This is a genomic window from Lysinibacillus sp. NPDC096382, assembly GCF_044762845.1.
Lineage (GTDB): Bacteria > Bacillota > Bacilli > Bacillales_A > Planococcaceae > Lysinibacillus.
The window spans coordinates 174,520-193,820 of the sequence record NZ_JBIWFC010000003.1; the positions used below are offsets into that span (position 1 = coordinate 174,520).

Annotated in this window: 14 protein-coding genes; 6 read left to right on the top strand and 8 right to left on the bottom strand. The window is 37.3% G+C overall.

All coding sequences use genetic code 11. The annotated features are described in order from the left end of the window. Window positions 1-81 precede the first annotated feature (81 nt). Together ACIQZA_RS07145 and ACIQZA_RS07150 are read left to right on the top strand one after the other, a co-directional pair. Window positions 82-1,662, top strand: coding sequence for an ATP-binding protein (locus ACIQZA_RS07145; RefSeq protein ID WP_427494651.1), 1,581 nt, complete (start codon window positions 82-84; stop codon window positions 1,660-1,662). A 207-nt stretch (window positions 1,663-1,869) separates the two neighbouring features. Continuing rightward, window positions 1,870-2,571 (top strand): response regulator, encoded by a 702-nt coding sequence (locus ACIQZA_RS07150; RefSeq protein ID WP_400936386.1) that lies wholly within the window; start codon window positions 1,870-1,872, stop codon window positions 2,569-2,571. 192 nt (window positions 2,572-2,763) lie between these two features. Here ACIQZA_RS07150 and ACIQZA_RS07155 read toward each other — a convergent pair whose 3' ends face one another. Then, window positions 2,764-3,732: a 4-hydroxy-3-methylbut-2-enyl diphosphate reductase gene (locus ACIQZA_RS07155; protein ID WP_400936384.1), complete on the bottom strand. Its 969-nt coding sequence runs from the start codon at window positions 3,730-3,732 to the stop codon at window positions 2,764-2,766. A gap of 73 nt (window positions 3,733-3,805) precedes the next feature. After that, a complete protein-coding gene (gene vrrA, locus ACIQZA_RS07160; protein WP_142509839.1) occupies window positions 3,806-4,339 on the bottom strand; it encodes a VrrA/YqfQ family protein in 534 nt (177 codons plus the stop codon). 373 nt (window positions 4,340-4,712) lie between these two features. On the opposite strand from vrrA, the gene ACIQZA_RS07165 reads away from it, so the two are divergent. Continuing rightward, complete coding sequence (locus ACIQZA_RS07165; protein ID WP_400936381.1) at window positions 4,713-6,401, top strand: methyl-accepting chemotaxis protein; 1,689 nt, start codon at window positions 4,713-4,715, stop codon at window positions 6,399-6,401. 337 nt (window positions 6,402-6,738) lie between these two features. Here ACIQZA_RS07165 and ACIQZA_RS07170 read toward each other — a convergent pair whose 3' ends face one another. The 5 genes from ACIQZA_RS07170 to ACIQZA_RS07190 form a co-directional block, all read right to left on the bottom strand. After that, window positions 6,739-6,918, bottom strand: coding sequence for a FeoB-associated Cys-rich membrane protein (locus ACIQZA_RS07170; RefSeq protein ID WP_142509837.1), 180 nt, complete (start codon window positions 6,916-6,918; stop codon window positions 6,739-6,741). A 10-nt stretch (window positions 6,919-6,928) separates the two neighbouring features. Continuing rightward, on the bottom strand, window positions 6,929-8,908 hold the full coding sequence (feoB, locus tag ACIQZA_RS07175; protein WP_400936379.1) for a ferrous iron transport protein B: 1,980 nt from the start codon (window positions 8,906-8,908) through the stop codon (window positions 6,929-6,931). Then, window positions 8,905-9,132 carry a FeoA family protein gene (locus ACIQZA_RS07180; RefSeq protein ID WP_142509835.1) on the bottom strand — a complete coding sequence of 76 codons (228 nt, stop codon included), beginning with the start codon at window positions 9,130-9,132 and terminating at the stop codon, window positions 8,905-8,907. Before ACIQZA_RS07180 ends, feoB begins: the two co-directional genes overlap by 4 nt. Before the next feature lie 118 nt (window positions 9,133-9,250). Further along, complete coding sequence (locus ACIQZA_RS07185; RefSeq protein WP_248716530.1) at window positions 9,251-9,955, bottom strand: response regulator transcription factor; 705 nt, start codon at window positions 9,953-9,955, stop codon at window positions 9,251-9,253. 158 nt (window positions 9,956-10,113) lie between these two features. Next, window positions 10,114-12,831, bottom strand: coding sequence for an ATP-binding protein (locus ACIQZA_RS07190; RefSeq protein ID WP_402880894.1), 2,718 nt, complete (start codon window positions 12,829-12,831; stop codon window positions 10,114-10,116). A gap of 372 nt (window positions 12,832-13,203) precedes the next feature. Between ACIQZA_RS07190 and kdpA the strand changes: the two genes are divergently transcribed. The 3 genes from kdpA (at window position 13,204) to kdpC (ending at window position 17,804) form a co-directional block, all read left to right on the top strand. Next, window positions 13,204-14,907 carry a potassium-transporting ATPase subunit KdpA gene (kdpA, locus tag ACIQZA_RS07195; protein WP_400936374.1) on the top strand — a complete coding sequence of 568 codons (1,704 nt, stop codon included), beginning with the start codon at window positions 13,204-13,206 and terminating at the stop codon, window positions 14,905-14,907. A 178-nt stretch (window positions 14,908-15,085) separates the two neighbouring features. Continuing rightward, window positions 15,086-17,149: a potassium-transporting ATPase subunit KdpB gene (gene kdpB / locus ACIQZA_RS07200; RefSeq protein WP_400936372.1), complete on the top strand. Its 2,064-nt coding sequence runs from the start codon at window positions 15,086-15,088 to the stop codon at window positions 17,147-17,149. A gap of 10 nt (window positions 17,150-17,159) precedes the next feature. Then, the gene (kdpC, locus tag ACIQZA_RS07205) at window positions 17,160-17,804 is read left to right on the top strand and encodes a potassium-transporting ATPase subunit KdpC (RefSeq protein WP_400936370.1); all 645 of its coding nucleotides are present in this window, start codon (window positions 17,160-17,162) and stop codon (window positions 17,802-17,804) included. 59 nt (window positions 17,805-17,863) lie between these two features. On the opposite strand, the gene ACIQZA_RS07210 is transcribed toward kdpC, so the two are convergent. Beyond that, window positions 17,864-18,919 carry a 2,3-butanediol dehydrogenase gene (locus ACIQZA_RS07210; RefSeq protein WP_400936368.1) on the bottom strand — a complete coding sequence of 352 codons (1,056 nt, stop codon included), beginning with the start codon at window positions 18,917-18,919 and terminating at the stop codon, window positions 17,864-17,866. Between the last annotated feature and the right edge of the window lie 382 nt (window positions 18,920-19,301).

Sequence of the window (19,301 nt, forward strand, 5' to 3'; positions counted from 1 at the left end):
TGTTTTTGTTATTCTAACATATGGAGTAAGTTAAAATATAGTAAGAGGGAGGCGAACATCTTGAAATTTCAAAAAATATCGATGAAGAGAAAAATTATGTCTCTGACTTTTTTTATTCTCATGCTCTCCTTTAGTATAGGTGGAACATTTTTGCTAGGGTTCGTCATGACTGTGCAAAAGGATAAGCTTGGAGATCAGGCTTTACTTGTGGCAAAAACAGTATCACAGCTTCCCGAGCTGAAAACTTACATAGCAAATAAAAATTTTAACGAGGCTACGAAACACATAAATCCTGTAGTGGAGGAAATACGTGATATAAATGGCGCACAATATATTGTTGTACTAGATATGCAAAGGCGTAAGTACTCACATCCAAATACAGAGGAGATTGGGCAAATCTCGGAGTCAGGAGATCTAAACGCTGCGTTTTCTGAGCATTATTATACATCCATTGCCCATGGTGAACATGGAGATATGGTACGAGCATTCGTCCCAATCATGAGTAAAGAAGGTAAACAAATAGGCGTAGTAGTAGTAGGCTATAGTGTTTTAACTGTGGCAGAGTTGCTACAATCTATTCAAACAGAATTAATGATTACTATTTTATTATCTCTGTTCTTTAGTGCATGGGGGGCTCATACATTAGGGCTTCATATGAAAAAGCAAATGTTTGGATTAGAGCCCCACGAAATTGCTAAAATGTATGTAGAAAGAACCGAAACATTTAACGCGATGCATGAAGGGATAATTGCCATTGATAATGATTTGACAATTACAATATTTAATGAAAAAGCATGTGACATATTGGGGGTTCACAAAAAACCTTCAACATTAATAGGGAAGAAAATTTTTGACGTTTTACCTGATACACGATTACCGGAAATATTGGAGCTAGATCAACCCATTTTTAATCGTGAGCTCTATATTAATGAAAACAATATTATGAGTAATCGTATACCAATACAAGTTAATGGAAAAACGGTTGGGGCTGTAGCCATGTTTAAGGATCGTACAGAGGTGAAAAAGCTTGCAGAGGAACTAACGGGTGTTAAGGCATTTGTACAAGCATTACGCGTGCAAACACATGAGCATAAAAATAAATTGCACACAATTGCTGGTCTTTTACAACTTGGACATCATGGACAAGCACTTTCTTACTTAACACAAGTAAAAGAAGAACACGATGAAATTACAAACTTTCTAAATGAACGGATTAAAAATGAAAATATTTCCGGGCTATTGCTTAGTAAAATTTCCTATGCAAAAGAACAGGGAATTCTACTGGAGATTGACAGGGAAAGCCGTTTGACAACATTTCCTAACAATTTAGATCATCATGATTTCGTTATTTTATTTGGTAACTTAATTGAAAATGCTTTTGATGCATTAAGGGATGTACAAATTGAAGAAAAAATGATTCATGTTTCTGTTGATGAAGATGAGGATGTGCTGGCAATATTAGTAACGGATAATGGTATAGGCATGACGAATGTAGTCAAGGCACATATTTTTGATAATGGCTATTCGACAAAAGAGAAAAAAGGTCGAGGCATTGGACTTTTTTTAATACAAGAAATTGTACAAAAAGGAAAGGGAGAAATCGAAGTCATAAGTGAACCGAATAAAGGAACAAGCTTTTTAATAACTTTTTACCATACTTAATAGGCTCATTAACAAATGCTGGACGACTCATGATGTCCCTAAGAAAGCGCTTGGTTGTAATGAAGATCAATGCTATGAGTAATGTAATATGAATCGTTAAAATAGAAGCGAGAATTTCTATGGGAATAGTGTGGCGCTCTCGTAGATAGCTTCCTTAAGTAAAATTTGCACATATAGAGATAGAACAAAGTGTATGGAGGACTAACAGTGACACAAACAAAGGTTTTATTAATAGAGGACGATCCAATGGTGCGAGAGGTTAATCGCCAATTTATTGAAAAGATAGTTGGATTTGAAGTAATTGGACAAGCCTCAAATGGAGTTGAAGGAATTGCTCAAATTCAAAAACTTAAACCAGAATTAGTATTTATGGATATTTTCATGCCAGAGCAAGATGGAGTGACAAGTTTACGAAAAATTCGTGAACTCAAGTTACCGGTAGATGTAATTACGGTAACCGCGGCTAATGATATGGAAACTGTAAAACAGGTCCTACATCTTGGCGTCTTTGATTATATTATGAAACCTTTTTCATTTGAACGAGTGCAAGGAACGCTTGAAAATTATTTGCGCTTCAAAAAGCAAATGCAATCGGAGCGTGAATTAACACAAGGAGAGCTGGATCAGTTATTCCATTATCACGGAGGACATAATGAAGTTCAGCAATCAAATGTCTTACGGTCAGAAAAAAGTTTACCTAAAGGTTTTAATCGCGCAACTCTAGAGAAAGTTGTGCACTATTTGCACTCTGTAGAAGGAGCATCAGCAGAAGAAGTAGCCAGTGGTGTAGGTATTGCGCGTGTAACAGCAAGAAGATACTTGGATTATTTAGAGAAGCAAGAGGAAATTACGATGGATGTGCATTATGGTGGCATTGGTCGTCCAGTCAATTATTATTTTAGTAAATAATGAGAAATCCTGATTGTCAAAATAGACAATCAGGATTTTTTGTTGTGGATAATCAAAGTCATAGTTATCGTCTAGACTAAAGCGCTACTTCCTCGAGGCTTCGATTCCTCGTGCAAACTGGTGAGCGTTTACTTTTGCTTCGTGCTCTCCAGCGCTTGTCGGATGTAAACGAGCGCTTTAGCGCATTTGTTCTTAGTAAGGCATAATTTTATCAACAGGCTTTGGCGATTTAATTTTAGGTAAAATTTTATTTAATGTAACTGTACGCTCAATGATATGTGTTGATTCATCATTTTCATCGAAATGCTCAAGGAATGAAATAACCTCTTTTACAATGGGTGTTGGCGTAGAAGCACCTGCTGTAACAGCGACAGAATTAATTCCTTTTAACCATTCAACTTTTAGCTCAGAAACGTCTGCAATTCGATAAGATGGCGTCCCTGCTATTTCAACAGAAACTTGCGTTAAACGATTCGAGTTATTGGATTTTGGGTCACCAACAACAATAAGTAAATCTGCCTCCCCAGCTTGCTGAGCAACTGCTTCTTGGCGGACCTGGGTTGCCAAACAAATCTCCTTATGCACTTCAATATGTGGGAATTTCTCTTTTAAACTATCCATTAAATGAGCGACATCCCATTGACTCATCGTCGTTTGATTTGTTACTAGTAATTTATCATTCGTTAAATTTAATGTATCAATATCAGTGGATGATTGCACTAAATGTACATGATCTGGTGCAACCCCAATTGCTCCCTCTGGCTCGGGATGGCCTTTTTTACCGATATATATAATATCATAGCCATTTGCTGATTTTTCACGAATTAAATCGTGTGTAACCGTTACGTCAGGACATGTAGCATCAATGGATACTAAGCCTTTTCGCTTCGCAATTTCACGAATTTCAGGTGAAACACCATGTGCTGTGAAAATAACAGTGCCAGTTTCAACTTGTTCAATAATTTCTAAACGATTCTCGCCATCTAATGTGATGATGCCATCTGCTTCAAAGGCATCCGTGACATGTTTATTATGAACAATCATACCTAAAATGTAGATAGGTCTTGGTAATGTTTTATCGAGTGCGGCGTTTCGAGCGATGACCATCGCATCAACAACACCGTAGCAATAGCCACGTGGATTAATTTTTAATACTTGCATGGTTGTGACTCCTTTCAAGCTTACCTATCTACATTATAACGGACAGGGACGGCGAATACAAAGAAACCTTCATCTACATAGGCGGCTGGAATATACGGGGCTTAGATGGAAGTGGTTCAGCAGGAGTAAATGATCCATTTTGTCGAGACGCTTTTCGACTTTTAGTAGAACCTGCTCCGCTAGCCGCTGCTTCAGCTGCTACTGCTCCGGCCCCTGCGGCAGCTCCTGCAGCAGGAAGACCTTGAAATCCTTTATACAATTTTAAAAGTGACGGAATATTTTTTACCATTGGCATTGCTTGCTGAATGTAGGGTGTATATGTTTTCGCTGAGTTAAATAAGCTATTCGCCTGCTGCAAAAATGAACCGATTTTTGAAGGTTCCTGCATTGGCATTTGTCCTCCAAATGAACCTATTCCACTGGACATAGGGAAGCCACCGGGAATTCGTGGCTGATTTGGGAAGCCTCCAGGCGGGAAAAAGGACTGCGGTGGCATTTGTGGAGGTGTTGGCATTTGCATTGGCATTTGCATCGGCATTTGCATTGGCATTTGCATGGGCATTCTCATGCCACCAGGATACATCGGGAACTGTGGTCTAAATACCATAACGATCTCCTTTCGATAGTGATTTAACATTGATGACATACTTGATTATAAATATGATATGCAGATGGGTAAGCTAGCGTTCGACACGCACAAATAAATAACTAGATCCATTGTAAATGTACTCACTGTATCCTGTAATGTTTACTTATTATTTCATCTGTAGTAAATTAGTGGTGAAAAATTCTTGAAAACTACACATTTTTCCATTTTTACGGTCGATAAGAAAGGTATAATGTTTTGTTGGTAAATCATTACGTTACAAAAATGATGATTTTGAAGTTAGTTTGGTAAATGTGTTACATTAATGTAAATAAATTGTTAAAATATTTTCTATCAGACTAAACTATTAGAGGGTAAAAATAGGAGGTATTTTGTGTCAATTAAAGTAAGAAGTATAGTGTCGTTTGGCCTTATCGTAGTATTAGTTTTATTTATGGGGGTATTTCAGCAACAAAATGCTAAATCTCAACTGGAACAAGTACATTTGATGAAAGAAAAAACACTTCAAACGACGTTATTAGCAGATGAGATGAAGTTAGCAGTTGTACAGGTTCAGCAGTATTTGACTGATATTAGTGCCACAAGAGCACTCGATAATTTAGATGATGGATTTGAGCAAGCAGAAGAATATAGCAAAATCTTTTATAAAGATTTGGAACAAGTGAAAAAAATGCATCAGGAAGACCGGGAAAGATTAGATGCGATTAAAATAGCGTTTGATGAATATTATAGTACTGGTCAGAAAATGGCTCATAGTTATATTCAAGACGGGCCTGAGCAAGGGAATAAAATGATGCTTGAATTTGATACTACTTCAGTTGAGATTAATGACAAAGTAGATTTGTTTCAACAAGAAAACATTACAGACATGCAAAATTCTTTAGCACATGTTGAAAAGCTTAGTAATAATAATAAACAGTGGTTCTTATGGATGTTCTGCATTATTTTATTGATTTGTGTAGTAGTTGGGATTATATTTGTACGTTCCATCGTTGACCCTGTAAATAAGCTAACTTCTGCAGCAAGGGTAATTGCTAAAGGTGATTTATGTCAAAAGGATATCGAAGTTAGAACGAAGGATGAAATTAAAGATTTGGCTGATTCTTTTAATTTGATGAAGTCTAATTTACATTCACTAATACATAGCATGACGGCAAATGTTGAGCATTCATCATCAGCGGCTGAAGAACTAGCAGTAAGTACAGAAGAAATTTCAAATTCTTCACATGATATTGCAAACCTTGTAGAGAGAATGGCGATTAGTGATAACCAAGCAGCTGTTACAGGTCGTGAAAGTTCGATAGCAATGGATGAAACTGCTCAAGGTGTTCAACGTATTGCTGAGGCTACTCAAATGCTTCATTCTAAAGCAGTAGACACACAAGCTATTGCAAATGATGGTGAAAAAACGTTGCATATTGCAGAAAACCAAATGTCAATTATCCAACAATCTTCAAATACAACAAATGAACGTATTAAGAAGCTAAGTACGCAATCAGCTGAAATTGTTAATATTACGAAAGTAATTACTGACATTACTGAGCAAACAAATCTTTTAGCATTAAATGCTGCGATTGAGGCGGCTCGTGCAGGAGAGCATGGTAAAGGCTTCGCAGTCGTGGCAGATGAAGTGCGTAAATTAGCAGAGGAATCCAAAGCTTCTGCCAATCAAATAGTAGATGTAATAGCACTTATTCAGCAAGAAACGAAAGAAGTAGAAAATGCCGTAAATGTAACAGTATTGAATGTAGATGAAGGTGTCACATTTATTCAGAATGCCCAAAATGCCTTCGATGGGATTTTAAAAGCGATTAGTGATATGACATCTCAAATCGAGGATGTATCTGCTTCTACGCAACAAATTTCTGCGAGTACTGAAGAAGTGGCAGCATCGGTCAATGAAATGTCCTCTTCTTCCAAGCATGCTGCACAACAGTCTGAAACAATAGCATCGACAGTTGAAGAGCAAGCTGCGACTATTCAAGAAATTAACGCTGTTGCTAAGGCATTAAGTGAAGAAGCGGTGTCCGTGAAGGAAGAAATCAATAAATTTAAAATATAACGCTCATTACCAAAATGTGAAGTTTATTTTCCGCGAAAGCGGAGCGGCAGCAGCAATAACACGATGTTGGTCGCGAAGGCGTTATCACAGGATGTGATAACACCTTCGTTCCTCTATTGCTGATCCTCAAGGAGTCGCGCCCAGCCTTCACTCAGCTTATATATAGGATATACACTATAACAAATATATCATCACTAACTCTTGGTGATGAAACATTTAAAGTACGTTTCTAATACTTAAGCTTTAGAAGAAAGCACTTTAAGTCTAAAAGCTCACAAAAAAGCGAGGTAGTTCCCAATGAAATTTTCCATTTGGAATTACCTCGCTATATTTCAATTTATTTAGTGGTGAAATCTTTCAGTTTGGTAGGAGGGACACAAACGTTAGAGGAACAACTCTTCTGTAATGAGCATGATGCGCATTTGCCCTTTTTCTGCTTCTTAATGCTTTTATATAAAGTAATACCAGCATAGCCAAATATAATACTACCGATTAAGATATTAATTAATAATGTCATCCTCTACACCTCACATCAATAAATTCCCAATACCATAAATCATAAGTGCAATGAGATAAGCTACAACAAATGGATATATGGTTGCAAATAAAGTCCATTTCACAGACTGTGTTTCCCTTTTTATTGCGCCTACTGTTGCTAAACAAGGCATATAAAGTAAAACAAAGGTCAAGAATGTATAAGCACTTAAAGCAGTAAAATGAGTTGTCATTGTAGCGGATAATACACCTTCACTTACGCCATAAATAATCGCCATTGTCGAAACAATTACTTCTTTTGCCAGGAATCCAGCAATAAGGGATGCACCGGCTTGCCATGTTCCAAAGCCAAGAGGGATAAACAGCACACCAAAAGCGCCCCCGATAATTGCTAAAAAGCTGTCATCCATATTGACATTAGCACCATGTGGTCCAAGATAAGAAAGAAGCCAAATAATAACGGAGCCAGCAAAGATAATAGTACCAGCTTTGCGGAAAAATCCTTTCCCTTTTTCCCAAGTGGAACGCCAAAGTGTTTTAAGTTGTGGTACATGGTAGGCTGGTAACTCAACGAAAAATACGGAAGTTTCATTTTTTAAAATCGTCATTGATAATATTTTTGTTACAATAAGCGCTATGACAATACCCATAACATATAGCGAGAATACTACTAATGATTGATGTGCAGAAAAGAATGCTGCACCGAACAAAGCATATACAGGAAGCCTTGCTGAGCAGCTCATAAACGGCGCAACAAGAATTGTTAATAGTCGTTCTCTCGGCTGTTCAATTGTTCTCGCAGCCATTACACCTGGAACATTGCATCCAAAGCTTACAATCATCGGAATAAAGGCTTTACCGTTTAAACCGAAAAATTCCATAAGGCGATCCATTACAACAGCAATTCTCGCCATATACCCTGAATCTTCTAATAGTGAAATAAAGAAAAATAGTACAAAGATTTGCGGAATGAAAACTAAAACACCGCCAACCCCTGCAATGATTCCATCACATATTAAATGAACAATAAAAGGAGCTGCACCAATAGCTTCTAAGCCCTGAGTAACAGCATCTGAAAGAGGGCCACTTACAAAGCCATCCAGGAAATCCGAAAGAGGGGTACCAATCCATGCAAACGTTGCTTGAAACATTAAAAACATAAGCGCTAGGAAAATCGGAACACCTAAAATTGGATGTGTTAGAATTTTATCAACTTTCTCTGACCATTGAGTTTCACTTTTCTCTTGTATAATTACTTCGCTATTGATGTTAGAAATATATAAATCACGTTTTTTAGCAATAGCTTTATTTAGTGGTTCTCCTATTTGCTTCTCTAAAGCATCTCGCATAGTAGCTAGCTTTTCAAAGTATTCCTTGTCTTGCAAATAAGCGTCAACAGCGTCATTTCCCATTAAAAATTGAATCGTACACCATCTTCTTTGTTCTTCAGGAACATGCTGTAACAATGCTTCAATTTTTGAGATGCCTTTTTCAATTATGTCATCATAGGCTAATGTAAAACGATGTTGAGTACGATCTGAGGCTTGAATAGCAGCATAAATACCTTCGACACCTTTCCCCGTACGAGCACTTATTGGAACAACAGGTACTCCTAAAGAATTTTGTAATTTCTCGACATCAATTGAGATGCCTTTCTTTTTCGCTACGTCTATCATATTTAAACAGATGAAAACAGGCTTTCTAAGTTCAAGTATATCTACTGTTAATTGCATATTTCGTTCGAAATTTGAGGCATCGATAATATTTAAAATTCCATCTACCTGATCTTCCAGTAAAAAGGAAGTAACAACACTTTCATCTTTTGAAATAGGGTTAAGCGTATAGACACCAGGTAAATCAATTATTTCTTTTTGTAATTTTTTTACTTGTCCTACTTTTTTTTCAACGGTTACGCCACTCCAATTGCCAACATATTCATATGAATTTGTCAACGTATTGAACAATGATGTTTTACCGATATTAGGGTTTCCTATTAAAGCTAATCTACTCATACTTGTTCAACCTTTATATCCATTAAATCTTTTTTTCTAAGCCCGATTTTCTGTCCTTGACATTCCAATATACAAGCTCCAGAAAACCATCCTTTTTGGATCATACAAACCTGACAGCCTTCTTTAATACCAAAAGCGTTTAAACGTTTACATAAAAGAGTGTCAATTTGCTGTAGATCTTTCACTTTAACTTTTTCACCCAATTGAACAGCGTGAAGGTTCATAAGATCTACCTACTTTCTTGTCGGTGATAATCATTATCAAATAAATATTATCATTTTTTATCCAGTCAATCAATAATAAGTTTGCCGTCTAAAGTAATATTGGAATAGCTAAAAAACCTTATGCTTCATCGTGGCAACGAAGCATTCTGTACCCAACGCGGACATGTGTCTGGATGAACTTTGGGTTAGCTGGATTATCCTCTATTTTCTTTCGAAGAGTAGCCATAAAAACTCTTAAACTTGGAACATCCGATTGAAGTGCGTTATGCCAAACTTCCTTTAAAATAAAATTATGCGTTAAAACTTTGCCGACATGCTTTGATAAAATAACCAAGAGCTTATATTCAATAGGCGTCAAATGTACTTCTTTGTCATGTACAAACACTGTATTTGCCGCGTAGTTTATTTGTAAATGGCCATTTACAAAGATAGAGGGTTCATTTTCTAGCTGATGCTCAAATGACATTCTTCTCAAAGCTACTCGAATTCGGGCTAATAGCTCTTCAACACTGAAAGGCTTTGTAACATAATCGTCTGCACCGGCATCTAAAGCATTGATTTTATCGTGCTCCTCGCCGCGTGCACTAACTACGATAATAGGTGTTTGAGTCCAGCTTCTTATTTTCGTTATAAGCTCTACACCGTCTATGTCTGGTAGTCCTAAATCCAAAATAATAACGTCTGGATTCATGGCAAGAGCCTTTTGTAAAGCACTATTACCATCTCTAGCAATATCAAATTCATATTGCTGGGTAGTTAATGTCATTTTAATTAAATTGCCAATGGCTATATCATCTTCTACTACTAGAATTCGTTTATTCATCGAAATTCATAACTCCTTTTTAGTTCATCACCATAAACGTGTCGTTGATTTCAATGCTGACTTGTGCTTTCCTGGGGGCACCAGCTTTAGGATATCCTCTGTGGCACTGATTCCCAAGACGTCATCCATCTTCTACTCCAATCAACTTATAGAAACGTTTAATAAATGTTATCTCTAACCTTTGGTAAAGGGCTTTTTTTCAGTGAAAAATGAAAAATTGTTCCTTTTGGTTTATTATCCGAAACTGTTATTTCACTTCCATGTAATTTTAATATAGTTTGACATAGCGCTAAGCCTAAACCCAAGCCTCTTCGACTATCGCTCCGCTGTACTTTTCCGGTAGTAAATGGCTCAAAAAGGTTGTTTTTTATAGAATCGTCAATGCCAGGGCCATTATCTGCAATGCTAAAGTGGACGAAACGTTCAGATTCTTTGACCTTTATAGTAATAACACTGCCTGAAGGCGTATAGGTCAATGCATTATCAATAATATTAATTAGAACTTGAATAATCAGTCGTGCATCCATTACAGCAAATAAAAATTCTGGTTCAATTTGATAGGATATTTCATGTGTATTGTTTAGACGAACGACATGCGTTAGTGCTTCTTGAATAATATCTTCTACAAGTTCCAATTGCATCTCCATTGCAAATTGTCCATTTTCTAACTTAGACACAGCAAGTAAGTTTTCAACCATTTGTACAAGCCATTTCGAATTTTTATAAATATCCTCATATATTTTGCTTTTTTCATCCTCTCGAATTTGAGATGCACTAGATAGTAATATATCTGCATTACCGGAAATAGCAGTTAACGGTGTTCTTAAATCATGAGAAACTGCGCGCAAAAGGTTTGCTCGCATTTGCTCCATTTCAGCTTCTCTAGCTACTTCTGCATTGAGTTTTTGTAAATACCATTTATCAAGTGCGAATGAAAAATCATTCATAATGGCATGCAAAATATTACGCTCAAATGCAGGTAATGGTGATTGCTTTGACAGTGCAATACCGATAACCCCTTTAACACTCCCGTTTGAAATAACCGGTAAATAGTAGGCATTCACTTCAGGAAATATGTCAGTGGATACGCCTGCTACATGCTTATTATTGATAACCCAGCTTACTACACCATGCTCATTCGGATTCTCAAAGAGGGAAGCTATCTTCTTATTTTCAATACTAGATATGCTCTCGGTACGGAAAAAAATAGAGTTCACAATTAAGTTATTTTCTATCTCAAAAAATTGTACTGGTTTTTCTACTAATTTAACGATTTGTGACATGCCTTCAATAATAATTTCTTCTATTGACTTAGCATGTTGAAGTCTACGATTTGTATCAAGGAGCACCTCCATTCGATAAGATTTACGAACAGCGACAATGGTTTGCTCCTTTATTTTTTTCGTTAAGCTACTTGTAATCACTCCTGAAAGGAACATGATCACAAAGGTCATCGGATAGTCACGATGATAGGCGTTAAATGAAAATCGTGGTTCTGTAAAAAAATAATTAAAAAGTAGTACTGCTATGATGGAGCTAATAATGCTCATCATCCATCCTGATGACCAAATGGCAAGAATTAAAACACCTAAAATGTAGATAGTGATAATGTTCGAGTCGCTGACACCAATTGTGTAAAAATATAGCCCAACAACTGATACTATGCCAAATACTACAGCCATTTTTAATAAGTCATGCCATTCAAATGACAGCTTATTTTTTACAGTAGGGAAGTAGAATTGTTCGTTTTCCTGATCAGGGACTATATGTATGGCTAAATTCGGCACAAATTCGTTGAGTCGATCGCTAATTTTGGTGTTTGGTCGCCACCATTTTTTTCTCATGCTAGTTCTACCGATGACTAATTTAGTGACACCACTAATTTGTGCATAGTTAGCAAGGGCGACAGCTACATCATCTTCCTGAACAATTACGACATGGCCGCCAAGCTGTTCAACAAGCTTTATATGCTGCTGAAGTCGTTCAGAATTTGCGTTACTCCTGTCACGCTCCTGTACGTTTTGGACGTAAAGAGCTGTAAATTTCCCATGTAATGCCTGTGCTAATCGCGCAGTAGTTCGAATAACCTTGGCATTCGTAGGAGAGCTACTAATACCCACAAGTAAATGCTCTTCGATTTGTACAGGATGCTTTATAGATTCGTCGCTGTTTACTTGCTTATAGTTAATCGTATCTGCAGCTCTCCGTAATGCAATTTCTCGAAGTGATACTAAATTTTGTTTGCGAAAAAAAGATTGCAACGCTTTTTCAGCTTGTTGTTTTACATAAATTTTGCCTTCTTGTAGGCGTTGAATTAACTCATCTGGTTCAATATCGACAATTTTTATTTGTGCAGCTTGATCAATTAAATAATCGGGAATACGCTCTTGAACCTTTATTCCGGTTATTTCTTCTACTAAATCATGTAGGCTTTCTATATGTTGAATATTTACGGTTGTATAGACATGAATACCCTTTGCCAGTAATTCCTCAACATCCCCAAAACGTTTCTTATGACGCATCGTTAGAACATTGCTATGTGCCAATTCATCAATAATGACAATTTCCGGTTTGCGCTTTAGTACTTCATCAATATCTAATTCCTGAAAAGGTTTCCCTTTATAAATTATTTTTTTCGTAGGAATTTGCTCAAGTCCTTCGAGTAAAGCTAACGTATCTGGACGAGGATGTGGTTCTACATAGCCAACTACCACATCTTTACCAAGTTTTTTTGCTTGCTGTGCTGCATCTAGCATTGCATAAGTTTTACCTACTCCAGCAGCATAACCGAGAAAGATCTTTAACTTCCCTATAAATTGTTCCTCCTGTTGAAGTCTCGCTAAAAACGTCTCTGGAGTTGGGCGTGTATTTTCCATCCTCTTTCACCTCATTTGTATTATAGCGTTATCTTCCATTAAGAAAGTATTAAGATTTTCCCCCTTTATAGTTTCTTAATAGAAAAAGCGATTTCCTAACACTACATTAATTTGAAAGTCAGTATGATGAGAGCATCCAAATAAAGGAGGGTGCTCGATTGATGGACTTTTATATGATTGGCTTACTCATCATAAGCTTTGCGAGTCTATATGCATTAACAGCTTGGTGCTTCAAGTTAGTCGGTGAAAAGTAAGGAGGAATAAAAAATGTGGATTGTTATGGGGATTGTACTTGTAGTCCTTTTCGGTTATCTAGGGCATGCATTACTTTATCCTGAAAATTATTAATAGGCTTGTAGGAGGTATTGCGGTATGTGGCAAATCGCCATCGTATTAATTATTTCTTTACCAATCGTTATTTTAACCGGTCATTATTTATTTCGGGTGACGATGCAACAAAAAACATGGCTTGATCCAATAATGGACAGATTTGATGGATTTATTTATAAATTATGTGGCATTAAGCAAGTAGATATGACTGGTAAACAGTATGTACTTTCATTAATTTTGTCGAACGCATTTATGGTGTTTATTGGATACTTTCTTTTACGAATTCAAGCTATGTTGTTTTTAAACCCAAATGATATTGACAATATGGAAGCAACACTTTCATTTAATACCATAATTTCATTTATAACGAATACAAATCTTCAGCACTATAGTGGCGAATCAGGACTAAGTTATTTATCACAAATGCTAATCATTATTTTTATGATGTTTACATCTGCAGCTACTGGTTATGCGGCTTGTATGGCGTTCTGCCGACGTCTTGTTGCTAAAACCGACACTATTGGTAGTTTCTTTGTGGATTTTGTGCGTGTTATCACACGTGTGTTAATGCCTATAGCTATTGTTGTGGCCATTATTTTAGTCTCTCAAGGTACACCACAAACCTTGAGTGCGAATAAAACTGTACAAACAATAGAAGGTAAATTACAAGATATTGCACTTGGACCTGTAGCTTCTCTTGAATCTATCAAGCATATAGGAACAAATGGTGGTGGCTTCAATGGGGCGAATTCAACAACACCTTTTGAAAATCCAACGGTCATTTCTAATATTGTGGAGATGCTATCTATGATGCTATTACCAGGTGCTTGTGTAGTTGCCTTTAGTTTAATGGTTGCATATGGAAAAAGGAAAACGATCTTTGGAAAGCAAGGGCTCGCCATTTTTGTGGCAATGAGTGCGCTGTTCCTAGTTGGATTGATGACGGTGTATGTTGCGGAGAGAGCGGGTAATCCAATCATTAATGAGCTGGGAATTGCCCAGGACCTAGGAAGTATGGAAGGAAAAGAGATGCGCTTTGGGGTGGCACAATCTGCGTTATTTACGACAGTGACCACTGCTTTTACAACGGGGTCTGTCAACAATATGCATGATACATTAACGCCGCTTGGTGGTCTTGTACCGATGTTTAATATGATGCTAAATGTTGTGTTTGGAGGCAAGGGAGTCGGCCTGATGAACATGATGATGTATGTGTTATTAACAATTTTTATCGCCTGTTTGATGATTGGTCGAACACCTCAGTTTTTAGGTAAGAAAATTGAAGAGAAGGAAATGAAGCTAATTGCACTTTGTATTCTCATCCATCCTGCTATTATTTTGCTATTTTCAGCGCTTGCAGTACTAACACCGTCAGGAGTAGCAGCCGTAACGAATCCAGGTGCACATGGGTTATCTCAAGTTCTTTATGAATTTGCATCTGCCTCAGCAAATAATGGCTCAGGTTTTGAAGGATTAGCTGACAACTCAACATTTTGGAATGTGACGACAGGGCTTGCCATGTTCTTCGGACGTTATTTGACGATCATTATTCAACTAGCTATAGCGTCCCTACTAGCTAAAAAAATGTTTCACAGTGACTCGGTAGGAACATTAAGAACAGATAATACTATTTTTACATTTTTACTTGTTGCTATCGTTTTAATGATTGGTGCTCTTACATTTTTACCGGCATTAGCACTTGGGCCAATTACGGAGCACTTACAACTTTATCTTCATTCAGCTTAAGACTCCCGCCTCTGAATGTGGTGAGATGAATGCGGATGTGGTTCCTTTTAAATAACTACTGAAATAGAGGAACTAAGTCTAAGAACGCCACGTCCTGTGGCAATTTATCTGCGCGAAAGCGAAGCGTCAGCGGCAATTACGCCAAGGCGAAATTGATTTTTAATAAGGAGAGACACCTATGGAAACAGCAAGAAAAGGTTTGCTTACGGGCAATATGCTAAAAAGCTCGATTATAGACGCTTTAAAAAAATTTAGTCCATTATATATGCTGAAAAATCCTGTTATGTTTGTAGTAGAAGTAGGGTTTATGTTTGTGCTGCTATTAACCCTCTTCCCGAATATGTTTGGTAGCGAAGTAGTAGAACATGATCGACTGTATAATGCGATCGTCGCTAGCATTCTTTTTGTAACTATTCTATTTGCAAACTTTGCCGAGTCGATTGCTGAAGGGCGAGGAAAGGCACAAGTTCAAACGTTAAAAAACACAAAAACAGTTACACAGGCTCGTGTTTTACTTAGTGATGGCTCTGAAATACTTAAACAGGCACATGAACTAAAAAAGGGCGATATTGTTTTAGTTCAGGCAGGTGAGGTTATTCCAAATGATGGAGAAGTTTTGGAAGGCATTGCTACAGTAGATGAATCGGCGATAACAGGTGAATCTGCGCCTGTTGTAAAGGAGCGGGGTGGAGATTTTTCATCAGTTACAGGTGGTACGACGGTTACGAGTGATTGGTTGATGATCGAAATTACTTCGATGCCTGGTGAATCATTTTTAGATAAAATGATCACACTCATCGAAGGAGCCAGTCGTAAAAAAACGCCAAATGAGATAGCACTCAATACACTTTTAGTAAGTTTAACGATTATTTTCTTATTAGTTGTTGTGACGCTCTATCCAATGACAACTTATTTAAATGTACCGATTTCCATCGCAACATTAATTGCCCTTACAGTTTGTTTAATTCCTACAACCATTGGTGGATTATTGTCGGCAATCGGTATTGCAGGAATGGATAGAGTTACTCAGTTTAATGTTATTGCGATGTCTGGAAGAGCCGTAGAGGCGTGTGGAGATGTAGATACATTAATTTTAGATAAAACTGGAACTATTACTTATGGAAATCGCATGGCAGCTGAATTTCTCCCAGTAATAGGGGTGGAAAGTAAAGATTTAATGCAAGCTGCATGGCTTAGTTCTTTAACAGATGATACACCTGAAGGAAAGTCTATTTTGTCACTTGCTTGTGAATTAGGAGTGAATATAGACGGTGAAGAAGACATTATTAAGTCAAGTGAACATATTCCCTTTACCGCACAAACTCGTATGAGTGGTTTGGATAGGAAGGATGGCACAAAAATTCGAAAAGGAGCCTATGATACGATAAAAAAAGAGAGCCTAAAAGCAGGTCATAGCATTCCTACAAATTTGGAACAGCTGATTCAACAAGTATCTTCTGTTGGTGGGACACCACTCGTAGTAGCGTTAAACGATAAAATTTTAGGTGTCATTTACTTAAAGGATGTCGTAAAGGCCGGACTTAAGGAACGCTTTGAAAAGCTTCGAACGATGGGGATTAAAACGATCATGTGTACAGGAGATAATCCTTTAACGGCAGCGGCTATCGCAAAGGAAGCGGGGGTGGACAGCTTTATAGCAGAAAGTAAGCCAGAAGACAAAATTCAAGTTATTAAAGATGAGCAGGCACAAGGGAAAGTAGTGGCGATGACTGGTGACGGGACGAACGATGCCCCTGCATTAGCACAAGCAAACGTAGGTCTTGCCATGAATTCGGGAACGAACGCTGCAAAGGAAGCTGCGAACATGGTCGATTTAGATTCAAATCCAACTAAAATTATTGAAGTTGTAGAAATAGGAAAACAGTTGCTCATGACGCGAGGGGCATTAACGACTTTCAGTATTGCAAATGATATCGCAAAGTATTTTGCTATTATTCCAGCTATGCTTATGGTCGCTGTACCAGAGATGGGGACATTAAATATTATGAATCTCAATTCGCCATCTAGTGCGATCATTTCTGCTTTAATTTTTAACGCAGTGATTATACCACTATTAATACCTATTGCAATGAAGGGTGTAAAGTATGAGCCGATGAGTGCTACAAAGTTATTAAATAAAAACTTACTTGTTTATGGTGTAGGTGGAATTATTGCTCCCTTTATTGGCATTAAATTGATTGATTTACTAGTTGGACCACTATTCCAGATGTTTGGTTTATAGGAGGAAGGACATGCGGAAATTTTTTGAGAATTCAAAGCAAGCATTTTTAATCTCAATGACAATGTTCGTTTTATGTGGTTTTATATACCCATTTGCAGTAACTGCATTAGCTCAAGGGTTATTTCATCATAAAGCAAATGGTAGTTTAATAGAAGCGGATGGTGAAGCTGTTGGTTCAGCATTAATCGGTCAAGCTTTTACTGCACCGGAATATTTCTGGGGGCGTGTCTCATCTGTTAACTATAATGTCTATACGAAAGAGGATACGATACCTGATGAAAATGGCCAGGTGAACTATAGTGGTGTTAGCTCTGGAACATTTAACTATGCACCATCCAACCCAGAATTAAAGAAACGGATAGAAGCAGATATCGAGAAGTTTTTATTAGCAAATCCATCCGTAAAACGACAAGACATACCTGCTGATTTAATGACCGCTTCAGGCTCAGGTTTGGATCCGCATATTAGTGTGAAGGCTGCAGAAATACAAGTCGATCGAATTGTCCAAGCAAGTGGGCTTGCGAAGGATGAGATTGAAAAAATTATAGAAGAAAATACAGAAAAACGTACGTTAGGGGCTTTTGGAGAAAATAAGGTGAACTACCTAATGGCCAATTTAGATATTATGAAAAAAATGGAGAAAAAAGAGGGTTAACAAAATTAAAAACAGGTAGAGAAAAGTTTCTTCGTTTTCTCTACCTGTCTCTCTATATATTAAGCTTGTGAATTTACAAGGATTTTAATATGGTTTTTTTCTTTCATTAGTGCCTCGAAGCCTTCTGTTACGACTTCATCAAGAGCGATTCGTTTCGTCACAAGTTTTTCAGCAGGGAAGTAGCCTTGTTTCATTAATTCCATCACCGCTGGGAAAATATCGCGATAAGCAATAATCCCTTTTACAGAACGCTCTGTCAGTACGATATTGTTAGGTAGAATAGAAGCTGCAGTTTCCCAAATAGAAACGATAATTGTTTCACCTTCAAATGTTGTTGAATCAATAGCTTGTTGTAATACTACAGGAACACCTGTTACTTCAAATGCAACATCTACGCCACCATTTGTTAATTCATGTAGACGAGCTACTGCATCCTCATCTTTAGGATTAATAACTGCTGTAGCGCCTAGTTCTAATGCTTTAGCAGCACGCTCCGCCGAAAGTTCTACCGCATAAATTTCCGCCGCTCCAGCTGCACGTAATGCCTCGATAACTAGAAGACCGATTGGCCCAGTGCCAAAAACAGCTGCTGTATCGCCAGCCTTTAGTTTACTTTGACGAACTGCATGTAATGCTACTGCCGCTGGTTCAACAAGTGCACCTTGTTCGTAGGAAAGACCTTCTGGCATTTTATGTACCATTTTTTCATCTACCATTGTATATTCAGAGAAACCTCCGCCGCCGCCAGACAGACCGTGGAATCCTAAATGCTTACAAATATTATATTTTCCTTTTTTACAAGCGGCACATTCGCCACATGCAAGAATAGGTTCTACAACTACAGGATCCCCAACTTGTACCTTTGTAACACGTTCGCCAATTTCTACTACTTCACCAGAGAACTCATGGCCCATAACAATTGGCGCAATATCTTTACTTACATAGTGAGGTTGTTCTACTGGAATGAATATTGGGCCAGCTGTGTATTCATGTAAATCACTACCGCAAATCCCTGTCCAATGTACTTTAATTTTTACTTTTCCAGGTGAGATTACTGGTTCTTCAATGTTTTCTACTCGGATGTCTTTTGCTTTATACCATCTTGCTGCTTTCATGATAAGTCAACCTCCTCTAGTATCTTACATTTTTATCGTAACATATGGTAATTCTTCAAAGCATTAGTTAACAATAAATTGACATAAAAAATACTAATTTTTAGCTCATCATTAGTATAAGTAGCAAAATCAAAATAGTATTAAAACTATGTTTAACAAACTAAAAAGATTTAGACTAAATTATAATGGGAGCTCACCATAGAGAAAATCTCCTCACAAAATGAGAATGTAGAAGTCTTCCGATTAAATTACCATACCGCTCTTTACAATCAGGAGTAGAATTTATGTACAGTTCTGAGCGCTTTTTTTATTGCATATTCACAGTATTTCGAGTAACTTTGATAAGGGCTTCGCTACAGCTATGATAAAAATATAAAATTAT

Excerpts from the sequence above, each read along its gene's own strand:
- ACIQZA_RS07145 (WP_427494651.1), top strand. The coding sequence starts at position 82 with ATGAAGAGAAAAATTATGTCTCTGACTTTTTTTATTCTCATGCTCTCC.
- ACIQZA_RS07155 (WP_400936384.1), bottom strand. The coding sequence starts at position 3,732 with ATGCAAGTATTAAAAATTAATCCACGTGGCTATTGCTACGGTGTTGTT.
- vrrA (WP_142509839.1), bottom strand. The coding sequence starts at position 4,339 with ATGGTATTTAGACCACAGTTCCCGATGTATCCTGGTGGCATGAGAATG.
- ACIQZA_RS07170 (WP_142509837.1), bottom strand. The coding sequence starts at position 6,918 with ATGACATTATTAATTAATATCTTAATCGGTAGTATTATATTTGGCTAT.
- feoB (WP_400936379.1), bottom strand. The coding sequence starts at position 8,908 with ATGAGTAGATTAGCTTTAATAGGAAACCCTAATATCGGTAAAACATCA.
- ACIQZA_RS07180 (WP_142509835.1), bottom strand. The coding sequence starts at position 9,132 with ATGAACCTTCACGCTGTTCAATTGGGTGAAAAAGTTAAAGTGAAAGAT.
- ACIQZA_RS07185 (WP_248716530.1), bottom strand. The coding sequence starts at position 9,955 with ATGAATAAACGAATTCTAGTAGTAGAAGATGATATAGCCATTGGCAAT.
- ACIQZA_RS07190 (WP_402880894.1), bottom strand. The coding sequence starts at position 12,831 with ATGGAAAATACACGCCCAACTCCAGAGACGTTTTTAGCGAGACTTCAA.
- kdpA (WP_400936374.1), top strand. The coding sequence starts at position 13,204 with ATGTGGCAAATCGCCATCGTATTAATTATTTCTTTACCAATCGTTATT.
- kdpB (WP_400936372.1), top strand. The coding sequence starts at position 15,086 with ATGGAAACAGCAAGAAAAGGTTTGCTTACGGGCAATATGCTAAAAAGC.
- kdpC (WP_400936370.1), top strand. The coding sequence starts at position 17,160 with ATGCGGAAATTTTTTGAGAATTCAAAGCAAGCATTTTTAATCTCAATG.
- ACIQZA_RS07210 (WP_400936368.1), bottom strand. The coding sequence starts at position 18,919 with ATGAAAGCAGCAAGATGGTATAAAGCAAAAGACATCCGAGTAGAAAAC.